This window comes from Silvibacterium acidisoli (assembly GCA_022870745.1).
In the GTDB taxonomy this organism is placed as follows: domain Bacteria; phylum Acidobacteriota; class Terriglobia; order Terriglobales; family Acidobacteriaceae; genus Silvibacterium.
Genome location: CP085323.1, coordinates 2,082,367 through 2,099,464 on the forward strand (window position 1 = coordinate 2,082,367; position 17,098 = coordinate 2,099,464).

A 17,098-nucleotide genomic window follows, 5' to 3' on the forward strand; every position below is an offset into this window, starting at 1 on the left:
ATGCGTGCAGTGTGGTCGTTCTGGAGCAAGCCGTTCCGGGAGTACAAGGGGCGTATCTGGTACAGCCCGCTGCATCACCTGCTGGCATGGGGGCTGTCACAGCGGGCCGCGCGCAGGCATCATCCGGAGACCGTTCTGATTACCGACAGCGCCGGCAAGGCGCTGCTGGTCAATTGCCTGGGATTGTCCTTCGATCATGTTTCTACGGAGTTGGACACGCTCCACTCCGTCGATCCTGGCTGGTGGGCGCTCGGCAAACTGGTGGCCTATTCCCTGCAGGACAAACCATTCGTCCACCTCGATACTGATGTCTTTCTGTGGAAGGCCTTACCGCAGTCGCTGCTGTGTGCCGATGTTTTCTCGCAGTGCCCCGAAGATCATCCGCCGCTGGCGGAATGGTGCACGCCCGGTGACGTTGAGCATGCCTTCGAGCGGCAGGGCGCCACGCTGCCGGTGGAGTGGGAGTGGTCGCGTTCGCGCGGGCTGCGTTATTATCGCGAGGCTAACTGCGGCATATTCGGCGGCAATCGGGTCGACTTCATTCGCTATTATTCGAACCTGGCGATTGATCTCGTCCTGAACCCGGAGCATGCAGCCGCGTGGAACAGCTTTCACGACAGGTCCGGATTCAACATGGTGGTGGAGCAGTTTCTTGCGCAGTCCTGCGTGGACTTTCACCGCTCCCACCCCGACTCTCCTTTTCGCGGCGTGAGCATGCGGTATCTCTTCCAGAGTCTTGAAGAAGCCTTTCATCCCGATTCGGCGGTAAGAGCCGGTTTCACGCATTTGCTGGGCGACGCAAAGCGTGACACGTCGATCGCCTCCCGGATTGAACAGCGATGCCTCGACGAGGACAGGGATTTCTATCGGCATTGCGTGCAGCTTTCGCGCAGCGAAGCCGTTATGAATCCCGCGGGCTTGCAAGCCCGATGATCTTTAGAACAGGGAGTTCTGCTTGCGGGGCAACGGCAGTCCGAAGTGCTCGTAAGCGAGCCGGGTGGCCACGCGGCCACGTGGCGTGCGGTCGAGAAAGCCATGCTGGATCAGGAACGGCTCGTAGACCTCTTCAAGAGCGTCCTGCTCTTCGGCCAGAGTGGCGGCAAGGGTATTCAGGCCGACCGGCCCTCCGTCGTATTTCTCAATGATGGTCAGCAGAAGGCGGCGATCGAGCTCGTCGAAGCCGTGAGCATCGACTTCCAGCATCTTGAGTGCATGCTGCGCTGTGGCGCGGTCGATCTGCCCGGAGCCGCGTACCTGGGCGTAGTCTCGCACACGACGCAGCAGACGATTCGCAATGCGCGGTGTGCCGCGTGAGCGCATGGCGATCTCGGCTGCGCCGTCCTGGTCTATGGGCACGCCCAGCACCTCGGCGGATCGTTCGACGACATAGCGAAGGTCGTCGTCAGAATAAAACTCCAGCCGCAGCAGGATGCCGAAGCGCGAGCGCAGAGGCGAAGAAAGCAGGCCGGGCCGCGTTGTCGCGGCGACGAATGTGAATGGGCGGATGTCCATCACATGTGTGCGTGCGGCGGGACCCTGGCCGATGATGATGTCGAGCTTGTAATCCTCCAGCGCCGTGTACAGCTTTTCCTCAAGCACCGGTTGCAGGCGGTGGATTTCATCGAGAAAAAGCACCTGCTTTTCGCGCAGGTTGGTCAGGATCGCCGTAAGATCACCCTGGATTTGCAGAGCCGGACCGGAAGTCTGTTGAAAACCGACATCCAGCTCGTTGGCGATGATCGTGGCCAGCGTCGTCTTGCCCAGGCCGGGAGGCCCGAAGAGCAGCACATGATCCAGCGCTTCGCCGCGCGACTTTGCAGCTTCGAGCGCGATGGCAAGCTGCTCCTTGGCCTTTTCCTGCCCGATGAACTCCTGCAGGCGCCGCGGACGCAGCTTCAGCTCGAACTGGTTTTCGTCTTCCGAACGCGCCGCACTTACCAGCCGTTCAGGATCGTCTTTCCGCTGGGCCATTTGTATCGGAGTCTAAATCATTTGGCGGCGTCTTCGAGGACCTTGCCCCCATACGCTTGTTCCGCCGCCTGCTCATTGCCGGGCTGGGAAGCACTCTGCAGCCTGCGGGCTTTCATCCGCCGGTCTCTGAAGGCCAGGACGGGCTTTTCGACGAGATAGTAGCTCGCGCAGGCAAACAGAAATGCCATGGCGAAGTTGGCGGGAAATCTGGTCCACCACCCGTGGAGCGAACGAACAAAAAGAAACGGCTCCTGCCACAGATAGAGGCTGTAACTAAGGCGTCCGATCCACTCGATCGGAGGATTGTTCAGAAGTCTGTAGGGATGGCGAATGAAATGGTCGACTGAGAGCGTGATGCCGACATTGAGCAACGTGAAAAGGACCAGGGGCTGGAATCCGTGTGGATAAGGCAGCGCCAGCATGACGACGGTCAGGACAACGATCGGAATGATCAAGCGATCGATCCACTTCCGGAAGGGATCCAGCCTTGTTCCCAGCACGGCCAGCAGGCAGCCGGTTGCAAGCGCATCTTCCATCGACGGAAACCATTGAAGCATCGAAGGATAGTGCAGAACATACGCCAGCCCGCGAAAGATCGGACTGATGGCGATGCCGGCTATCAGGATTCCGGTTCGTCTACGCGGAAACAGCAGGAAGAGCAACGGCCATATCAGGTAGAACTGCTCTTCGATGGAGAGAGACCAAAGATGCCAGAAAATCGGCGCATGGCTGGAGTAGTTCTGGACGTAAAAAATCGCTACCAGGAAGTCTTTTAACCTGGCCAGGTGATGGCCGAAAAGCGCTACGGCAAGGATAAAAACGTATGCCGCCGGAAAAATTCGGTAGCTGCGGCGAATGTAAAAGCTCTTGAGGGAGATGGTTCCTGTTTTTTCCTCTTCGCGGAGCAGCAGGGTGGTAATCAGATATCCGGAGATGACGAAAAAGATCCGTACGCCAAAACCGCCGTAGGGTGATGGCAACGCCATCCAGTGCGGAAATCCATCGCTCTCGCTGGCATGGAAGACAAGCACGAGAAGGATGGCAATTGCGCGAAGTCCATCAAGCGAGGCAATGCGTCGGATTTGGTTGCTCATTTACTTCTCGGAAATAGGGATGGGCCGCGTTAACTCCGTTGACAATGGCGGCTGTCAAATTATTGTACCGGGCAGCAGTTTCAATCCTGCAATGCAAAGTGCAGCCTGCGCCAGCACCATCGCCACAGTGAGCCACAGGAACCAGCGGCGGTAGCGGGTTTCGAGCACGTCGGCGTAGACGCCGCCTGCGAAGGTCAGAAGAAACGGAATGGCCCAGAGCCAGGGTTCTGAGGTCACCCCGGTTGTAGTCAGCAGCAGAAGCAGCACGCTGACCGCCAGCGGCGAAGTGTTGCCGAAGTAGCGTGACCGCCGCGTGATGGCATACAGGCCGAGCGCTCCAGCCAGGGCAATCGTCAATCCGGCGTTCACGAGGTTCGAAAACAGTATGCGTGAACCGTCGAAGGAAAAACTCATCGCTGCGGCTTCGCTGCGGAAGACATAGCTGAAGGCATCCGGACGGAAGCCGTAGCAGGCAAAGAGGATCAGCATTGCCCCCAGCACCCACAGAATCAGCAGTGTGGGCAGGTAGGCGCGCTTGCCCTCGGCCAGGTAGGCCATGAAGCCGAGCGCCAGCAGCAGCGCGACAAGAAATGCCGCCACATGCGATGCCGCGGCGATGCCGAAGATCACTGTCAGCAGCACAATCCGGGGACGCCATTTCCTGCGCGGTCCCTGCATGGCATGCGAGACGCCAATGGCGGTATAGACAGCCGCAAAGAAGGCGAAGGCAGCCCAGATCTCGTTGTTCGGATAGGTAGCGGCGCGGACGATGGGTGGCGAGAAGCAGTAAAGTGCCAGAGCCAGATAGCCGCCTTCGTTTCCGAAGAGTCTGCGCGTTACCCACCAGAGGCAGCCGCCGAGTGCAAGCGCGGCAAACATGAACGGCAGCCGCAGCAGGATGCCGATATAGCTCAGCTCGTGGCGCATCTCCCAGGTCGAGGTAGAGGCTTCCTGTCCGGCGAAGATGCGTTCGATGGTCAGCGGAAGCCCGGCGGCGCGGTAGGCAAGCGTGCCGTCGTGAATGTTGCCGCAGCTGGTGAAATATCCAGCCAGAGGAGAGGGCTTTTCCCACATCTCCCGGCCGCAGCGCGCGTACTGGTAGTCGTCTTCAGAGAGCGAACGGTGCGCGATTACCCACAGACACTGGGCCAGCAGAAGGGTCAACAAAAGGGCCGCGATCTGTTGAGGCCGGTTGAATCGGAATTTACGCAGGCGTTGTTCGGAAGACGACATTTTCTTCAGGATAGAACCGATACTTCTGTTGCTTTTCTAAACTTCGGCCTAAAAAATCTGCTGTCAGTGTATATGTCTGCGGATGCCCTTTCAGTGCCCCCCGCAAACCGTTCATTACATGGGTTTAAAGTCCGTTGTCGCAGCCTAAATCTTACCGTATCATAGAGATAACTCTATTTGGCAGCCTTGAGCGCAGCTTCCCTGTCTCAGTTTCTACACGCGCGGCGTGCTGAAAGAACAACTATCTATGGCAGACGATCAGAACCCAGAACTCCCCCTTGGCGGCAATGGATCGAGCGGTGCGGGTGACCCCACCGGGGCCGCAAGCATTGTTCCTATCAACATTGAAGAAGAGATGCGCAAGTCGTATCTCGATTACTCGATGTCGGTCATCATTGGCCGCGCGTTGCCTGACGTGCGCGACGGGCTGAAGCCCGTACATCGCCGCATCATGGTCGCGATGGATCGCGAAGGCATGCAGTACAACAAGCGCTACTCCAAGTGCGCCGGTGTGGTGGGCGAGTGCCTGAAGAAATACCACCCGCACGGTGACAGCGCTGTATACGATGCCCTGGTGCGCATGGCGCAGCCCTGGGCGCTTCGCTACACGCTTGTCGACGGACAGGGTAATTTCGGCTCGGTCGATGGCGACCCGCCGGCGGCCTATCGTTATACCGAGTGCCGCATGATGAAGATCGGCAGCGAGATGATGGCCGACATCGATATGGAGACCGTGGACATGGTCGCCAACTTCGATGAAAGCACCACCGAGCCGGTCGTTCTGCCCACGCGTATTCCTAACCTTATCGTCAACGGGTCGAATGGAATTGCGGTCGGTATGGCGACGAACATCCCCCCGCACAACCTGACCGAGATCGTGAATGCGACGATCGAGCTGGTGAACAACCCGCAGGCGGGTCTGCTCGAAGTGCTTCGTCACGTGCAGGGGCCGGACTTCCCGACCGGCGGCTTCATCTATGGCCGCAGCGGCATTGCCAACGCCTACAAGACCGGCCGCGGCCGCTTCCTCATGCGCGCCAAGTGCGCCATCGAGAACATGAACCAGGGCCGCCAGGCGATCATCGTCAGCGAGATCCCCTACCAGGTGAACAAGTCGAAGCTGATCGAGCGCATCGCCGATCTCGTTAATGAAAAGGTCATCGACGACATCTCCGACGTGCGCGATGAGAGCGATCGCGACGGCATGCGCATCATGATCGAGCTGAAGCGCGGCGCCGAAGCCCAGATCGTACTCAACCAGCTTTACAAGCACACCCAGATGCAGGACAGCTTCTCGATGATCTTCCTGGCTGTCGTCAATGGCCAGCCGAAGGAGCTTCCGCTCGACCAGGCGATTCACCACTTCATCGATCACCGCATCGACGTGGTGCGCCGCCGCACGGCCTTCCTGCTGCGCAAGGCGCGCGAGCGCGAGCACATACTGCTCGGCTACCAGATTGCGCTCGACCACCTCGACAACGTCATCAAGATCATTCGCGGATCGAGCAGCCGCGCCGATGCCCGCGAGAACCTCTTCCAGTTCTTCTCCGGCCGCACCATCACGGTGCGCGACCAGGCGCTGACCGGCGTCACGCTCGACCCGGCTAAGTACAACATCGACCCGGCGACGATCATCACGGCCACGCTCACGCTGAGCTACCGCCAGATCGACGCCATCCTCGAACTGCAGCTCTATCGCCTCACCCAGCTCTCGATCGACGAACTGCTTAAGGAACTCGCGCAGGTGCGCGAGAACATCGCCGAGTACGAGTCGATCCTGGCTTCTGAGAAGAAGCTTCGCGCGGTGATCGTGAAGGAGCTGGAAGCGGTCCGCAAGGAATACGGAGACGACCGTCGCACGCAGATCCTCGACGAAGCAGCCGAACTGCAGCTCGAAGATCTGATCGCCGACGAGCAGGTCGCCGTGACGGTTTCACATTCGAGCTACCTCAAGCGGACGCCGATCTCTACCTATCGCCAGCAGCGGCGTGGCGGCACGGGACGCATCGGCATGAAGACGCGCGAAGAGGATTTCGTCTCGCAGCTCATCATCGATTCGACCCACGCCTACCTGCTCTGCTTCACCAATACGGGGCGCGTCTACTGGCTCAAGGTCTACGAGATTCCAGACGTAGGCGCGGCGGGCAAGGGCAAGTCCATGGCCAGCCTGCTGAATCTGCAGCCGGGCGAGACGGTTCGCAACATCCTGCCGGTTCGCAATCTCGAGGAAGAGGGCAAGTTCATCTTCTTCGCGACGCGCAACGGCACGGTGAAGAAGACGCCGCTCAAGGACTTCTGCAACGTCATGGCACGTGGCATTATCGCCATCGGCATCGACGACGAAGATGAGCTGATCGGCGCGCGACTGACCGACGGCAACCAGGTTGTCTTCCTCGCCACGCACGAAGGCATGGCCATCCGCTTCGACGAGAACGATGTGCGCTCCATGGGGCGTCCGGCTCGCGGTGTACGCGGCATTGACCTCGGCAAGAAGGACTATGTGGTCGGCATCGCTGTAACTCCCAAGGAACGCAAGGTCGATGGCGAGGGTGCTTCCTGTGCCTGCCTCATCCTCTCGGTGACCGAGCAGGGCTTTGGCAAGCGCACCGATGTGGACGAGTACCGTCTGCAGACTCGTGGCGGCAAGGGCGTGATCAATCTGAAGACGACCTCGCGCAACGGCAAGGTCAGCTCGATTCAGCTGGTGGACGAAACGTCGGAGCTGATGGTGATCAGCCAGTACGGCAAGATCATCCGCATCGACACCAAGACCATCCGCGCCGCAGGCCGCTCAACCCAGGGGGTCAAGCTGCTGAACCTCGAAGAAGAGGACAAGGTAGCCGCGGCCATGGTCATCCCACCGGAAGAAGCCAAGACGGAGCCGGAAAACGGCACGCTGCTTCAGTAAATAAAAGGGCGCTCGTGAGAGCGCCCTTTCGTTTTACCCCTTCACAAGTCCAATCCCCGGCACGCCATATCCTACATCCGCATCATCGAGCACCAGCACCCAGTCCGGCCCGTACGGCGGAGTTTTGAAATTCGCCTGCTCGGAATACGTCTCAACCCCGATCGGCTTCGCAAAACCGGTTCGCGTGTCGTACCACCAGGCGCGCAGGTGGCGTGTGCGCAGCTTTGCGAGATTCAGCCTGACTTCCTGGTCGTGCATGGGGATGTAGATCATCGCGAAGCTGCCGTCGCGGTCTCGTGTGGCCTGCATGTGCAGGATGCCCTGTCCTCCGTCATCGACTAAAAGCGACGGATCGGGAATGCGCGTGAAGTATGGACGTGACTCGATCAGTTGCCGCAGAAAGATCATCTGCCGTCCTGTCGGGCGTTCGAGCGCCGTCACCCAGTCCATATCGGCGTGGTTGATGATGCCGTTGCGCGCGTCGGCGAACTGCCAGATGGCGTGGTGTCCGTAGGTGACGCCGCATCCCCCTGCGAAGACCGAGCGATAGACCTGCTTGCGAACATCGTGATCGCGGAAGTATCCGGTTGCCGGATCCCAGCTCGGCCATGGGCTGAAAGGATGGTCCTCATAGTTCGGTTCAAGATCGAGCGTGGGCTTGGCCGGAGTCAGTGTATAGTCACGCGCAATCTGGTTCCAGATATCTGCATCATGCGCGCTGTGTCCGCTCTGAATGCCGTTCACCGAAAGCCAGGTCTCCTTATGCAGGAAGACTGAGGAAGATTCGGATCCGCCGGAAGGATGATAAAGAATCAGCGGCTCTGTCTCGCTTCCGTCTTTGAGCCCCCTGGCGAGCGCACGCCAGATCGGCTTCCAGTCGGTGTCGGCAGGCCAGCCCTGCCTCGCAGCGCGTTCGAGCATGCCCTTGTCCTGAATGCCTGTGAGTTGCGGTGGGCGATCTCCGCCGAGAATCCAAACGACGTTGGGCTCTCCGCGCATGCGATTGGCAAGGTAGCGGGTGTAAGCCTCAGCGTCTGCGAGATTGTCATTGCGAAAGATCTTTGGGCCCGCGCCCCACGGAGCCGTAAGCTTATCGCCCCATACCGGCACCAGCGCTACATAGAGTCCGCGCGATCCTGCTTCGCGGACGATCTCAACCACGCGGTCGAAGTACGCATCGACGGGTCTGCGCGGATCATCGTTCTCGAAGGGGCGCATGCCGAGCGGCGTCTCTTTCCGGATGCCGTCCATCTCTGCGAGTACGACGGTCTGAAAGATGCTGTAGCCCTGCCGCGCACGGGTCTGCAGATAGTGCGAGCATTCTTCGCGGGTGGTGCTGGCGATCAACTGCCATGCGGTGTCGCCCAGCCAGAAGAATGGTTTTCCGTCTTCGGTTTCGAGCAGATGCCCATCGTTGTGAACACGGATGCGAGGAAGCCTGGCGGGCTTCTCACTCGTCTGTACATTGGCAAAAGCGGGAGAAGCCGTAGCGGACGCGGCCAAAAAAGCTGCCGTTCCGGCTTTCAGGAAACCTCGTCGCGTGGGTGATTCCAAGAGAGACCTCGCAGGGAAAATGGCGTCGCGAAAGAAGCCTTTCGCGAACAGCGGCCATTAAACAGCCTTATGTGAATCCTCTGCAACTGGACCCTCCTCGCTTGCGCCATGTAGCATCCCAGACCTGAGGAGAAGACAATGCCCGTAACTGTTGAGACCGTAAACCTTGCCGACGCCCGACGAATCATCGCCGCGGCTGAGAAGAAAGCCGCTGAAATCGGTCAGCCCATGAATATCGCCGTCGCCGATGCGGGCGGTAATCTCGTTGCTCACGTGCGCATGGATGGAGCCTGGCTCGGCTCCGTGGATATCTCGATCAAGAAGGCCTTTACCTCGCGCGCCTTCGATATCCAGACCAAAGATCTGGCCGAGCATTCGCAGTCAGGCAAACAGTTCTTCGGCATCCATGCTTCGAATGACGGGAAGATCATGATCTTTGCCGGAGGCATTCCGTTGAAGAAGGGCGACAAGGTAATTGGAGCCATCGGCGTAAGCGGCGGCTCAGGCGACCAGGATCATGCAGTGGCCGAAGCGGGAGCTGCGGCGCTCTAAAAAGAAAGGGCGCAGAGTTTCTGCGCCCCTGACAAGCAAATCGATTTTGGTATCTAGCGAACGCGGGCTGCGACCAGCAAACCCGCGTTGTGCCGTGCCGGCGCATGAGGCTTCGCAACTGCAGCCGGAGCATACGAGCGATAGACCGAGATATGGAAGCACGACTGGTAGAACTCTTCCTCTACATCGAGCTTGCCGGCGGCCTGCAATGGGAAAAGATAGCCGCGCATCCAGGCGATCTCGGTGACAGAAAGACCCTTTTTCGCGATGTCCACTGCTGCGCCGGTCAGGTGTGGAGAGGCGATATCGCCATCGGCCGGAGCCGCGTTGCCGTTGATCTCCAGCAGATGACGCTGGTAGGCGACGGTGCGTACGGCCGAGTTCACCTGCAATGGCCGGTGGAAACGGGCGTAGTGAGCACGCGAGAGATCGGACAGGAACTTCGCTGTCCACGGACGGGTGTAGCGCCGGTTCATCGGCAGTCCGTCATTGACACGCAGGGTATAGCTGGCTGGCAGCAGTACCAGCGCTTTCGATGCCCGCAGGCTGTTCAGCTCGGCATCGTCTTCGATGCGGTCGAGCCCATCGGCTTCGGTGCGCACATTCTGGCGAACCAGTGAGGCATGCGTGCCAACGAGCGGCAGCAGGTCCATCCGGACTCTCTGAACGGGAACGGGATCGATCTGTTCGGGCACGGAGGCATCCGCGACGGCAACCGCCTGGTGGCGGCGTCGGCGTTCGTGGGCGCTTAGGTGCCGTGGCGTGGCAGCGTTTCGGCGGCGAACCGCGAGCGTGGCCTCTACTGGGTGGGCGGTGTGATGGCTTGAAACTGCGCGAGCGCGCCTGACGGCACGTTTGGGAGCCAGCCGGGAGTGTTTCGTTACGGCGACAGCAGGCATCGCCAGTCCGAAAACCAGGGCAAGTACGACAACAAGTTGGATACGACGCATGAAGGTGGACCGCGGAGAAGCGAGTCCAGAGCTTCCCCAGCATATCGAACCCTGAAGACCGAAAAAAGTAGCCAGTAGGGTTCCCCGGCAGGAAAAGGTCGAAAGAATTTGTGACCGGTGGCAGGGCGTGCACAGCGGAATTTCATGGGCTTTCCTGCCTGAGGGAGTAAAATCCCGCAAAGACAGAAACGCCGTTTAACCAGATTCCCGAGGCATTATGAACGAAGCCATTGTTGCCGCCCCCGCTCTGACCGAAACCCAGCGCGTCGTCGATACTTTCGTCGCACCGTCGAAGACCTTTACCGACCTGCTGCGCAAGGCGACCTTCTGGGGTCCGCTGATCATCATGATTGTAGTGGGCGTTATGTTCTCTTTCTCCGTGCAGCAGAAGGTCGGCTGGGAAAAGGTGACAGAGAACAACATGCACCAGTCGCAGAAGCAGGAAGAGAACTGGGAAAAAATGCCGCCCAATGCAAAAGTGATCACGGAGAAGATCACTGCCGGCATCACCTACGGCTACATCGTGATGGTGCTGATATTTACGGCGATCATCGTGCTGCTGGTGTGGGTTACGGTGAACTTCGGATTCGCCGGGACCGCGAAGTTCGGACAGGTATTCGCCGTCTACATGTATGCCAACCTGGTGATGAACATCAAGTTCCTGCTGGCGATCATCGCGCTGTTTGCCGGCGTGGCGCCCGATTCGTTCCTGCTATCGAACCCTGTCGGAACCAATATCGGTTACTACCTTGGCACCGACATGCCGAAAGCCCTGCTGGCCTTCGCGAACCATGTCGATCTGTTTGAAATCTGGTCCCTCATCCTTTGCGTGATCGGAGTTTCGATCGTCGCGAAGGTTTCCCGTGGCAAGGCAGCCGCAGCGGTTGTCGGTTGGTGGCTGATCATTGTGCTGGTCGGCGTCGCGGTCGCCGGAGCCCAGAGCTAAAATCTAGCCTTCGGTGCAGATCGAACAGATCTCTGTGCCGAAGCGCGAGGCCTTTTCCGGGCCGATGCCGGATATCTGCAGCAGGTCGTCCATCGTCCGCGGCCTTTCGAGCACGATGGCACGCAGGGTTTTATCTCCAAAGATGCGGAAGGCGGGGAAGCCATGCTTCTTCGCCTCGCCGGACCGCCAGGCGCGCAGGCGCTTCTCGCGTTCAGCCTCGGCCGGAGAAAACGGCGTCTCGTCGTCTGCTGGAGCAGCCGAGGATGGCGCCGCTGCCTTGCCGGACGAACTCTTCTTCGCGCTGCGTGCAGGCTTGCGGCTGCGATCCTGCGTCTCGGTTCCCGAGGCGTCTGGCAGCAACAGTTCGGGTGGCGTTTCGGTCAGCTCTTCACCTTCGGAGGTAAGGCCGACTTTGCGGTAAGGAATGGTGCGGCCATCCGTCTCGAACGTAGCCTCTTCCATGGTCGCGTAACCGCCGCGGGCCAGCGAAACCAGCAGCGTCTCGAACTCGTCACGGTCCATCTGCTCGCGGGGAAAGAGCTGCTTGTGCAGCTTGCCGACGGACGAGCCGCGCGTGCCGCGCAGCGTGCGGATCACGTCCATCACCGTCCGCTGTTCGAGATCGGTCAGCGGGCGGAAGACCTGCGCAATTGCCTGTTCCGGCGCACAGAAGTCGCAGATGCCGCATAGCCGCCCGGAGTCTTCCTCATCACCGAAGTGCTCGATCAGAGCGGCCATGCGGCAGCGCGCGCCTTCGGTAAAGCGCATCATCTTTTCCACCTGTGCCTGCCGGTTCGAGCTTTGCGCGGAGTAGGGTGCACGCCAGGTGGTGTTGCCCCTGGTGACGTTGCCTTCAAAATCGATAACGGCGCCGCCGTGCGCCGCCAGCTTGTCCAGCGCCTTACCGAAGACTTCGGCATCCATCTTCAGAGCGTCGCGGACTTCGTCTGCGGGACGTGGCTCGGCCTTCAGCGATTTCACGATCCGGTCGAGGATATCGAGCTCGGGGTAGTCGCGCTGGTAGAAGAAGTCATGCGTGCGCCGGTCGGCGTAGGAGTGCATCAGGATCGTCCGGCTCGGCTTGCCGTCGCGTCCGGCGCGGCCGATCTCCTGGTAGTAGCCCTCGAGCGCGGCGGGAAGCGCGATGTGGATCACCGTGCGGACATCCGCCTTGTCGATACCCATGCCAAAGGCAATGGTCGCGACCACGACCTGAACAGCTCCCTCGATGAAGTGCCGCTGGATCCGTTCGCGGGTTTCGGGGTCGAGCCCGGCGTGATAGGCGGCAGCCGGGAAGGCCTCGCCCAGTACGCGCGCGGTCTCCTCGGCCTCTTTGCGTGTGGGTGCATAGACGATGGCCGGTCTGCGCTCCTCGCGCGTGAGCAGTTCGCGGGCAAGCTGGGCGCGGCGGGGCTTTGAAACCTCGACGGCTTCGATGGCGAGATTTTTTCTGCGGAAGCCGTGGATGAAGCGGGCGGCATTCTTCAGGTGGAGCTGATTGAGAATGTCGTCCTGAACGACCGGCGTCGCCGTAGCCGTAAGCGCTATCACTGGCGCGGGCCGCAGTGCCTGCAGTGATTCACCCAGCAGGCGGTAGTCAGGGCGAAAATCGTGTCCCCAGCCGGAGATGCAATGGGCTTCGTCGATGGCGATCAGGTTCGGCTTGCGCTTGGCCAGCATCTCGACGAAGCCGGGCACGCGCAGCCGTTCCGGCGCGAGGAAGAAGAACTGCAGGTTGCCGTCGAGGTAGTCGCGGCAGACAGCGCGCGAAGCCTCGCGGTCGAGTCCCGAGTGAATGCGCCCCACCCGCAGTCCTAAAGCCGCCAGCTTCGAGGACTGGTCTTCCATCAGCGCAATCAGTGGACTCACCACCAGCGCCGTACCGCCCCGCGCCAGCGCAGGGAGCTGGTAGCAGAGCGATTTGCCCGCACCCGTAGGCATAACCAGCAGCACGTCGCGGCCGGAGATGGCAGCGCGGCATACCTCTTCCTGGTTGGCACGGAAGTCCGGAAAACCGAAGACCTGCCGGAGAACGTCAATGGGGGCTCGCACTGCCTGATTCATGCGGATCGTTACTTATGAGTTTATCGCGAGGGTAGCCTGTGCGGGTTTGACCGGTCCGGCCTGCTACACGATGGTTCCGGATCAAAGACTACGGCGCCACCATGCCATTTTGGGAAGCATAAGGTATTGCCTCAACGCGCAATGAACATTCTCGTCTAGTGTGTCTCCGGAAAATACGGTGAGTAGTAGAGGATTCATTTAAGCGGCCAACTTGGTCGCTAAATGGCGAAAGCCTCGGTGGCCACCGAGGCTTTCGCTCAACTAAGGAGGTAGGGATGGAGAAATCATCCTCACCAGACCGTAGGCCCGCTCAGGTTACAGCCTGGGCGAAAGCCTTGTGGGTTGTTGTGAAAGTCGGTGCCGATATCTGGCGCCTTATCTGGCGCCTGTTTCACTAGACCCTGAATCACTAGCCCCGGTCTGCCAGCAGGAACTGGCAGGCCGGGCTTATGTAATTATCGTCGGCTTATTTTTTACAGGTGTCAATTCAAAATCTGTGACGCCTGTTGCACTATTCCTGCCAGCGGCGGAAGACAAGCGATCCGTTGATGCCGCCGAAGCCGAAGGAGTTCGACAGCGCGGCGTTGATGGTCATCTCGCGTGCCACATTGGGAATGTAATCCAGCTTGCACTCGGGATCGACGTTGTCGAGGTTGATCGTCGGTGGAGCCTTCTGGTTGATCAGCGACAGCACCGTGATGCCTGCCTCCAGGCCGCCGGCGCCACCGAGCAGGTGCCCGGTCATCGACTTGGTCGAGCTCACCTTGAGCTTGTGGCTTGTGGCATGCTCGCCGAAGACGATCTCGATCGCGCGCGACTCGTTTCCGTCGCCCAGAGGCGTAGAGGTGGCGTGCGCGTTCACGTAATCAATTTCGGTCGGGTTGATCTTCGCATCGCGTAGAGCTGCGCGCATGCTGCGCTGGGCGCCTTCACCGTCGGGCGCGATGCCCGTCATGTGGTAAGCGTCCGCGCTCATGCCGTAGCCGCAGAGCTCAGCGAGGATCTTCGCGCCGCGTGCCTTGGCGAACTCCAGCTCTTCCAGAACCAGGATGCCCGCGCCTTCGCCCACCACGAATCCGTCGCGGTCCTTGTCGAAAGGACGGCTAGCCTTGGAAGGGGCTTCGTTCCGGGTGGAAAGGGCGCGCATGGCAGCGAATCCGCCGACAGACATCGGCGTTACCGCGGCTTCGGAACCACCTGCGATCATCACGTCGGCATCGCCGTGCTCGATGATGCGGAAGGCGTCGCCGATGGAGTTTGCGCTGGTGGTGCAGGCGGTGGCCGTCGCCGAGATCGGTCCCTTGGCGCCGTACTTGATGCTCACATGACCGGCTGCCATGTTAACGATGGCTGCCGGAATGAAGAAAGGCGATATCTTGCGCGGGCCGCCGGAAAGGAGGTTCGAGTGTTCGCGCTCGATGACCTCAAATCCGCCGATTCCCGAACCGATGTATGTGCCCACACGGTCGGCGATCTCCGGCGTAATCTTCAGGCCGGAGTGCTCGATCGCTTCCTGTGAGGCAGCAATCGCAAGATGGATGAAACGGCCCATCTTGCGTGCTTCTTTCTTGTCGATGAACTGCAGCGGATCGAAGTTTTTCACTTCGGCTGCAAAGGTCACGGAAAAACCGGTCGTGTCGAACTGGGTAATGGGAGCAATACCGCCCTTGCCGGCCGACAGGTTCGCCCAGACTTCGGGCGCCGTGTTACCGACCCCGCAGTTCAGTCCCAATCCTGTGACTACAACACGCCGTTGCAAAGTTACTTGCCGCCCTTCGCGTTCTTATCGATGTAATCGACTGCGTCCTTGACCGTCTTGATCTTCTCGGCGTCTTCGTCCGGAATCTCGATGTCGAAGGCTTCTTCGAACTGCATGACCAGCTCGACGACGTCGAGCGAATCCGCGCCCAGGTCTTCCTGGAAGGAGGCGCCAGGCGTTACCTCGGCCTCATCCACCTGCAATTGCTCGACGATGATCTGTTTTACCTTTTCTTCCACTGCTGCCATGCCTGTCTCCTCTTACAACTGAATAAATGCTAAAAACCAAAACCCTTGGGACCCGGAAATAAGCACTGTTGCCGGGAGGCACAGCCCATAATAGCCCCGAAATTCCAAGTCTACTAACCGCCTGAAATCGTGTAAAGCGGACGGGGAAGCTTTCTTTTCAAGGATTCACATGCGGACAAAGGGATTCACAGGGCATACCGATTTTCCCGGCGGTATATTCAGGCATGGTCCTCGAAATCCTCCTCGCCTTGCTGGGCGGCGCTGCCGTCGGCGCGGCCCTCGTATGGGCTCTTGCCGCTGGCCGCTCGCGCACCCACGAGACTGAGATGCGCGTTGCCTCCGAGCGGCTTACCGCCGAACTTGCTTCAGAAAAACAGCGCGCCACTGTCCTCCAGGCGGAACGCTCAGCCTACGCCGAACGAGACGCAGCCCAGGGGCGGCAGCTCACCCAGCTCGAATCCGACCGCGCCGGCCTTGAAAGCAGTGTTCGCCACCTGACTGACGCCGCGGCCCAGCAAAAGATAGCTCTTGAAGCCGCCGCAACCTCTCATAGCGAATTGCGAACCCAGAATGCCGAGCTGGGAGCTCAGGTAGCCCGGCTCCGTACCGCCTTTGAGGCAGAACAGAAGAATGCCAAGGAGAAGCTCGAAACCCTGACTGCCGCAAAGCAGGACATGGCGAACCAGTTCGAAGCGCTGGCCAACAAGATCCTCGATGAGAAGTCCAAAAAATTCACCGAGCAGAACCAGGCGAACCTCGGCAACCTGATCGCCCCGATCAAGGAAAAGTTCAGCGAGTTCCAGCAGAAGGTTGAGAGCCTGGAAAAGGACGGCATCGCCGGGCGTTCCGAACTGAAAACGGAAATCGCCCAGCTCCGCACCCTCAACGAGCGCCTCTCGCAGGAGGCGAACAATCTCGCCGGTGCGCTCAAGGGCTCGTCGAAGACGCAGGGCGACTGGGGTGAATACGTGCTCGAGAGCATCCTCGAAGCCTCGGGCCTGCGCAAGGGACATGAGTACCGTGTGCAAAAGAGTTACGCCCAGTCGGAAGATGCCGACCGTGCAAACGCGCGGCCCGATTTGATTCTCGATTTGCCAGGAAAGCGAAACTTGATACTCGATGCCAAAGTTTCGCTGAATCAGTACAGCACGTACTGCAATACCGAGGACGGACAGGAGCGGGAAGTAGCCCTCAAACAGCACCTCAGCTCAGTTCGGAAGCACATTCGTGACTTATCCGATCGTAATTATCAGAAGCTTTACGACATCAATACGCCAGATTTTGTAGTGATGTTCGTGCCGATAGAACCTGCCTTCATGCTGGCGATCTCTCATGACGGTAACCTTTGGCAGGAGGCGTGGGACAAGAACATTTTGCTAGTAAGCCCGAGTACTCTTTTGTTCGTCCTGCGCACCGTCTCGCACCTTTGGCGGCAGGAGCTACAAGCGAAGAGTATTCAAGACATAGTTAAGAAAGGTGGTGCCCTGTACGACAAACTTGCGGGCGTTCTTGAAGATCTAACGCAGGTGGGTGACAGGCTAGGCAAAGCACAAGAAGCCTATGAAAGTGCGTATAAGAAGCTGGCGCTGGGTCAAAATAACGCTCTTCAGCAGGCTGAAGCTTTCAAAAAATTAGGGGTGAAGCCAACTAAATCCATAATAAAAGCTCTTCCACAAAAGATTGCCGAGGTAGTCGACCTCGACGCCGTCCCCGTGCAGGAAGAGCTGCTGGAACTGGCAGCGGCGGAAGAGAACGACTCCGCCAAAAGCTGAAAGACGTTCACCGCAAAGACGCAAAGGCCGCAAAGTCTCGTAACCTT

The 17,098-nt window shown here is 59.5% G+C and carries 13 protein-coding genes; 5 read left to right on the forward strand and 8 right to left on the reverse strand.

The genetic code is table 11. The annotated features are described in order from the left end of the window. Positions 1-933 (forward strand): DUF6734 family protein, encoded by a 933-nt coding sequence (locus LJD29_RS08575; RefSeq protein WP_446745343.1) that lies wholly within the window; start codon positions 1-3, stop codon positions 931-933. A gap of 3 nt (positions 934-936) precedes the next feature. Here LJD29_RS08575 and ruvB read toward each other — a convergent pair whose 3' ends face one another. The 3 genes from ruvB to LJD29_RS08590 are packed head-to-tail and all read right to left on the reverse strand — an operon-like array spanning position 937 to position 4,298. After that, positions 937-1,971 (reverse strand): Holliday junction branch migration DNA helicase RuvB, encoded by a 1,035-nt coding sequence (gene ruvB / locus LJD29_RS08580; RefSeq protein ID WP_446745344.1) that lies wholly within the window; start codon positions 1,969-1,971, stop codon positions 937-939. A gap of 17 nt (positions 1,972-1,988) precedes the next feature. Continuing rightward, complete coding sequence (locus tag LJD29_RS08585; RefSeq protein WP_446745345.1) at positions 1,989-3,065, reverse strand: acyltransferase family protein; 1,077 nt, start codon at positions 3,063-3,065, stop codon at positions 1,989-1,991. Positions 3,066-3,119: 54 nt separating this feature from the next. Further along, on the reverse strand, positions 3,120-4,298 hold the full coding sequence (locus LJD29_RS08590) for a hypothetical protein (RefSeq protein ID WP_446745346.1): 1,179 nt from the start codon (positions 4,296-4,298) through the stop codon (positions 3,120-3,122). Positions 4,299-4,545: 247 nt separating this feature from the next. On the opposite strand from LJD29_RS08590, the gene gyrA reads away from it, so the two are divergent. Next, complete coding sequence (gene gyrA, locus LJD29_RS08595) at positions 4,546-7,206, forward strand: DNA gyrase subunit A (RefSeq protein WP_446745347.1); 2,661 nt, start codon at positions 4,546-4,548, stop codon at positions 7,204-7,206. Between the two features lie 33 nt (positions 7,207-7,239). On the opposite strand, the gene LJD29_RS08600 is transcribed toward gyrA, so the two are convergent. After that, positions 7,240-8,709, reverse strand: coding sequence for a glycoside hydrolase family 140 protein (locus tag LJD29_RS08600; RefSeq protein ID WP_446745348.1), 1,470 nt, complete (start codon positions 8,707-8,709; stop codon positions 7,240-7,242). 189 nt (positions 8,710-8,898) lie between these two features. Between LJD29_RS08600 and LJD29_RS08605 the strand changes: the two genes are divergently transcribed. Then, positions 8,899-9,312, forward strand: a complete 414-nt coding sequence (locus LJD29_RS08605) for a GlcG/HbpS family heme-binding protein (protein ID WP_446745349.1) — start codon at positions 8,899-8,901, stop codon at positions 9,310-9,312. 53 nt (positions 9,313-9,365) lie between these two features. On the opposite strand, the gene LJD29_RS08610 is transcribed toward LJD29_RS08605, so the two are convergent. Continuing rightward, positions 9,366-10,262, reverse strand: a complete 897-nt coding sequence (locus LJD29_RS08610; protein ID WP_446745350.1) for a DUF5715 family protein — start codon at positions 10,260-10,262, stop codon at positions 9,366-9,368. A 217-nt stretch (positions 10,263-10,479) separates the two neighbouring features. On the opposite strand from LJD29_RS08610, the gene LJD29_RS08615 reads away from it, so the two are divergent. After that, positions 10,480-11,208 carry a YIP1 family protein gene (locus tag LJD29_RS08615; protein WP_446745351.1) on the forward strand — a complete coding sequence of 243 codons (729 nt, stop codon included), beginning with the start codon at positions 10,480-10,482 and terminating at the stop codon, positions 11,206-11,208. A gap of 3 nt (positions 11,209-11,211) precedes the next feature. On the opposite strand, the gene LJD29_RS08620 is transcribed toward LJD29_RS08615, so the two are convergent. From LJD29_RS08620 to LJD29_RS08630, 3 genes are all read right to left on the reverse strand, one after another. Then, the gene (locus LJD29_RS08620) at positions 11,212-13,260 is read right to left on the reverse strand and encodes a RecQ family ATP-dependent DNA helicase (protein WP_446745352.1); all 2,049 of its coding nucleotides are present in this window, start codon (positions 13,258-13,260) and stop codon (positions 11,212-11,214) included. Between the two features lie 523 nt (positions 13,261-13,783). Continuing rightward, positions 13,784-15,031, reverse strand: coding sequence for a beta-ketoacyl-ACP synthase II (gene fabF, locus LJD29_RS08625; protein ID WP_446745353.1), 1,248 nt, complete (start codon positions 15,029-15,031; stop codon positions 13,784-13,786). Between the two features lie 2 nt (positions 15,032-15,033). Then, positions 15,034-15,279, reverse strand: coding sequence for an acyl carrier protein (locus LJD29_RS08630; RefSeq protein WP_446745354.1), 246 nt, complete (start codon positions 15,277-15,279; stop codon positions 15,034-15,036). A gap of 224 nt (positions 15,280-15,503) precedes the next feature. On the opposite strand from LJD29_RS08630, the gene LJD29_RS08635 reads away from it, so the two are divergent. After that, positions 15,504-17,051, forward strand: a complete 1,548-nt coding sequence (locus LJD29_RS08635; RefSeq protein WP_446745355.1) for a DNA recombination protein RmuC — start codon at positions 15,504-15,506, stop codon at positions 17,049-17,051. Positions 17,052-17,098 lie beyond the last annotated feature (47 nt).

Excerpts from the sequence above, each read along its gene's own strand:
- LJD29_RS08575 (WP_446745343.1), top strand. The coding sequence starts at position 1 with ATGCGTGCAGTGTGGTCGTTCTGGAGCAAGCCGTTCCGGGAGTACAAG.
- ruvB (WP_446745344.1), bottom strand. The coding sequence starts at position 1,971 with ATGGCCCAGCGGAAAGACGATCCTGAACGGCTGGTAAGTGCGGCGCGT.
- LJD29_RS08585 (WP_446745345.1), bottom strand. The coding sequence starts at position 3,065 with ATGAGCAACCAAATCCGACGCATTGCCTCGCTTGATGGACTTCGCGCA.
- LJD29_RS08590 (WP_446745346.1), bottom strand. The coding sequence starts at position 4,298 with ATGTCGTCTTCCGAACAACGCCTGCGTAAATTCCGATTCAACCGGCCT.
- gyrA (WP_446745347.1), top strand. The coding sequence starts at position 4,546 with ATGGCAGACGATCAGAACCCAGAACTCCCCCTTGGCGGCAATGGATCG.
- LJD29_RS08605 (WP_446745349.1), top strand. The coding sequence starts at position 8,899 with ATGCCCGTAACTGTTGAGACCGTAAACCTTGCCGACGCCCGACGAATC.
- LJD29_RS08610 (WP_446745350.1), bottom strand. The coding sequence starts at position 10,262 with ATGCGTCGTATCCAACTTGTTGTCGTACTTGCCCTGGTTTTCGGACTG.
- LJD29_RS08615 (WP_446745351.1), top strand. The coding sequence starts at position 10,480 with ATGAACGAAGCCATTGTTGCCGCCCCCGCTCTGACCGAAACCCAGCGC.
- LJD29_RS08630 (WP_446745354.1), bottom strand. The coding sequence starts at position 15,279 with ATGGCAGCAGTGGAAGAAAAGGTAAAACAGATCATCGTCGAGCAATTG.
- LJD29_RS08635 (WP_446745355.1), top strand. The coding sequence starts at position 15,504 with ATGGTCCTCGAAATCCTCCTCGCCTTGCTGGGCGGCGCTGCCGTCGGC.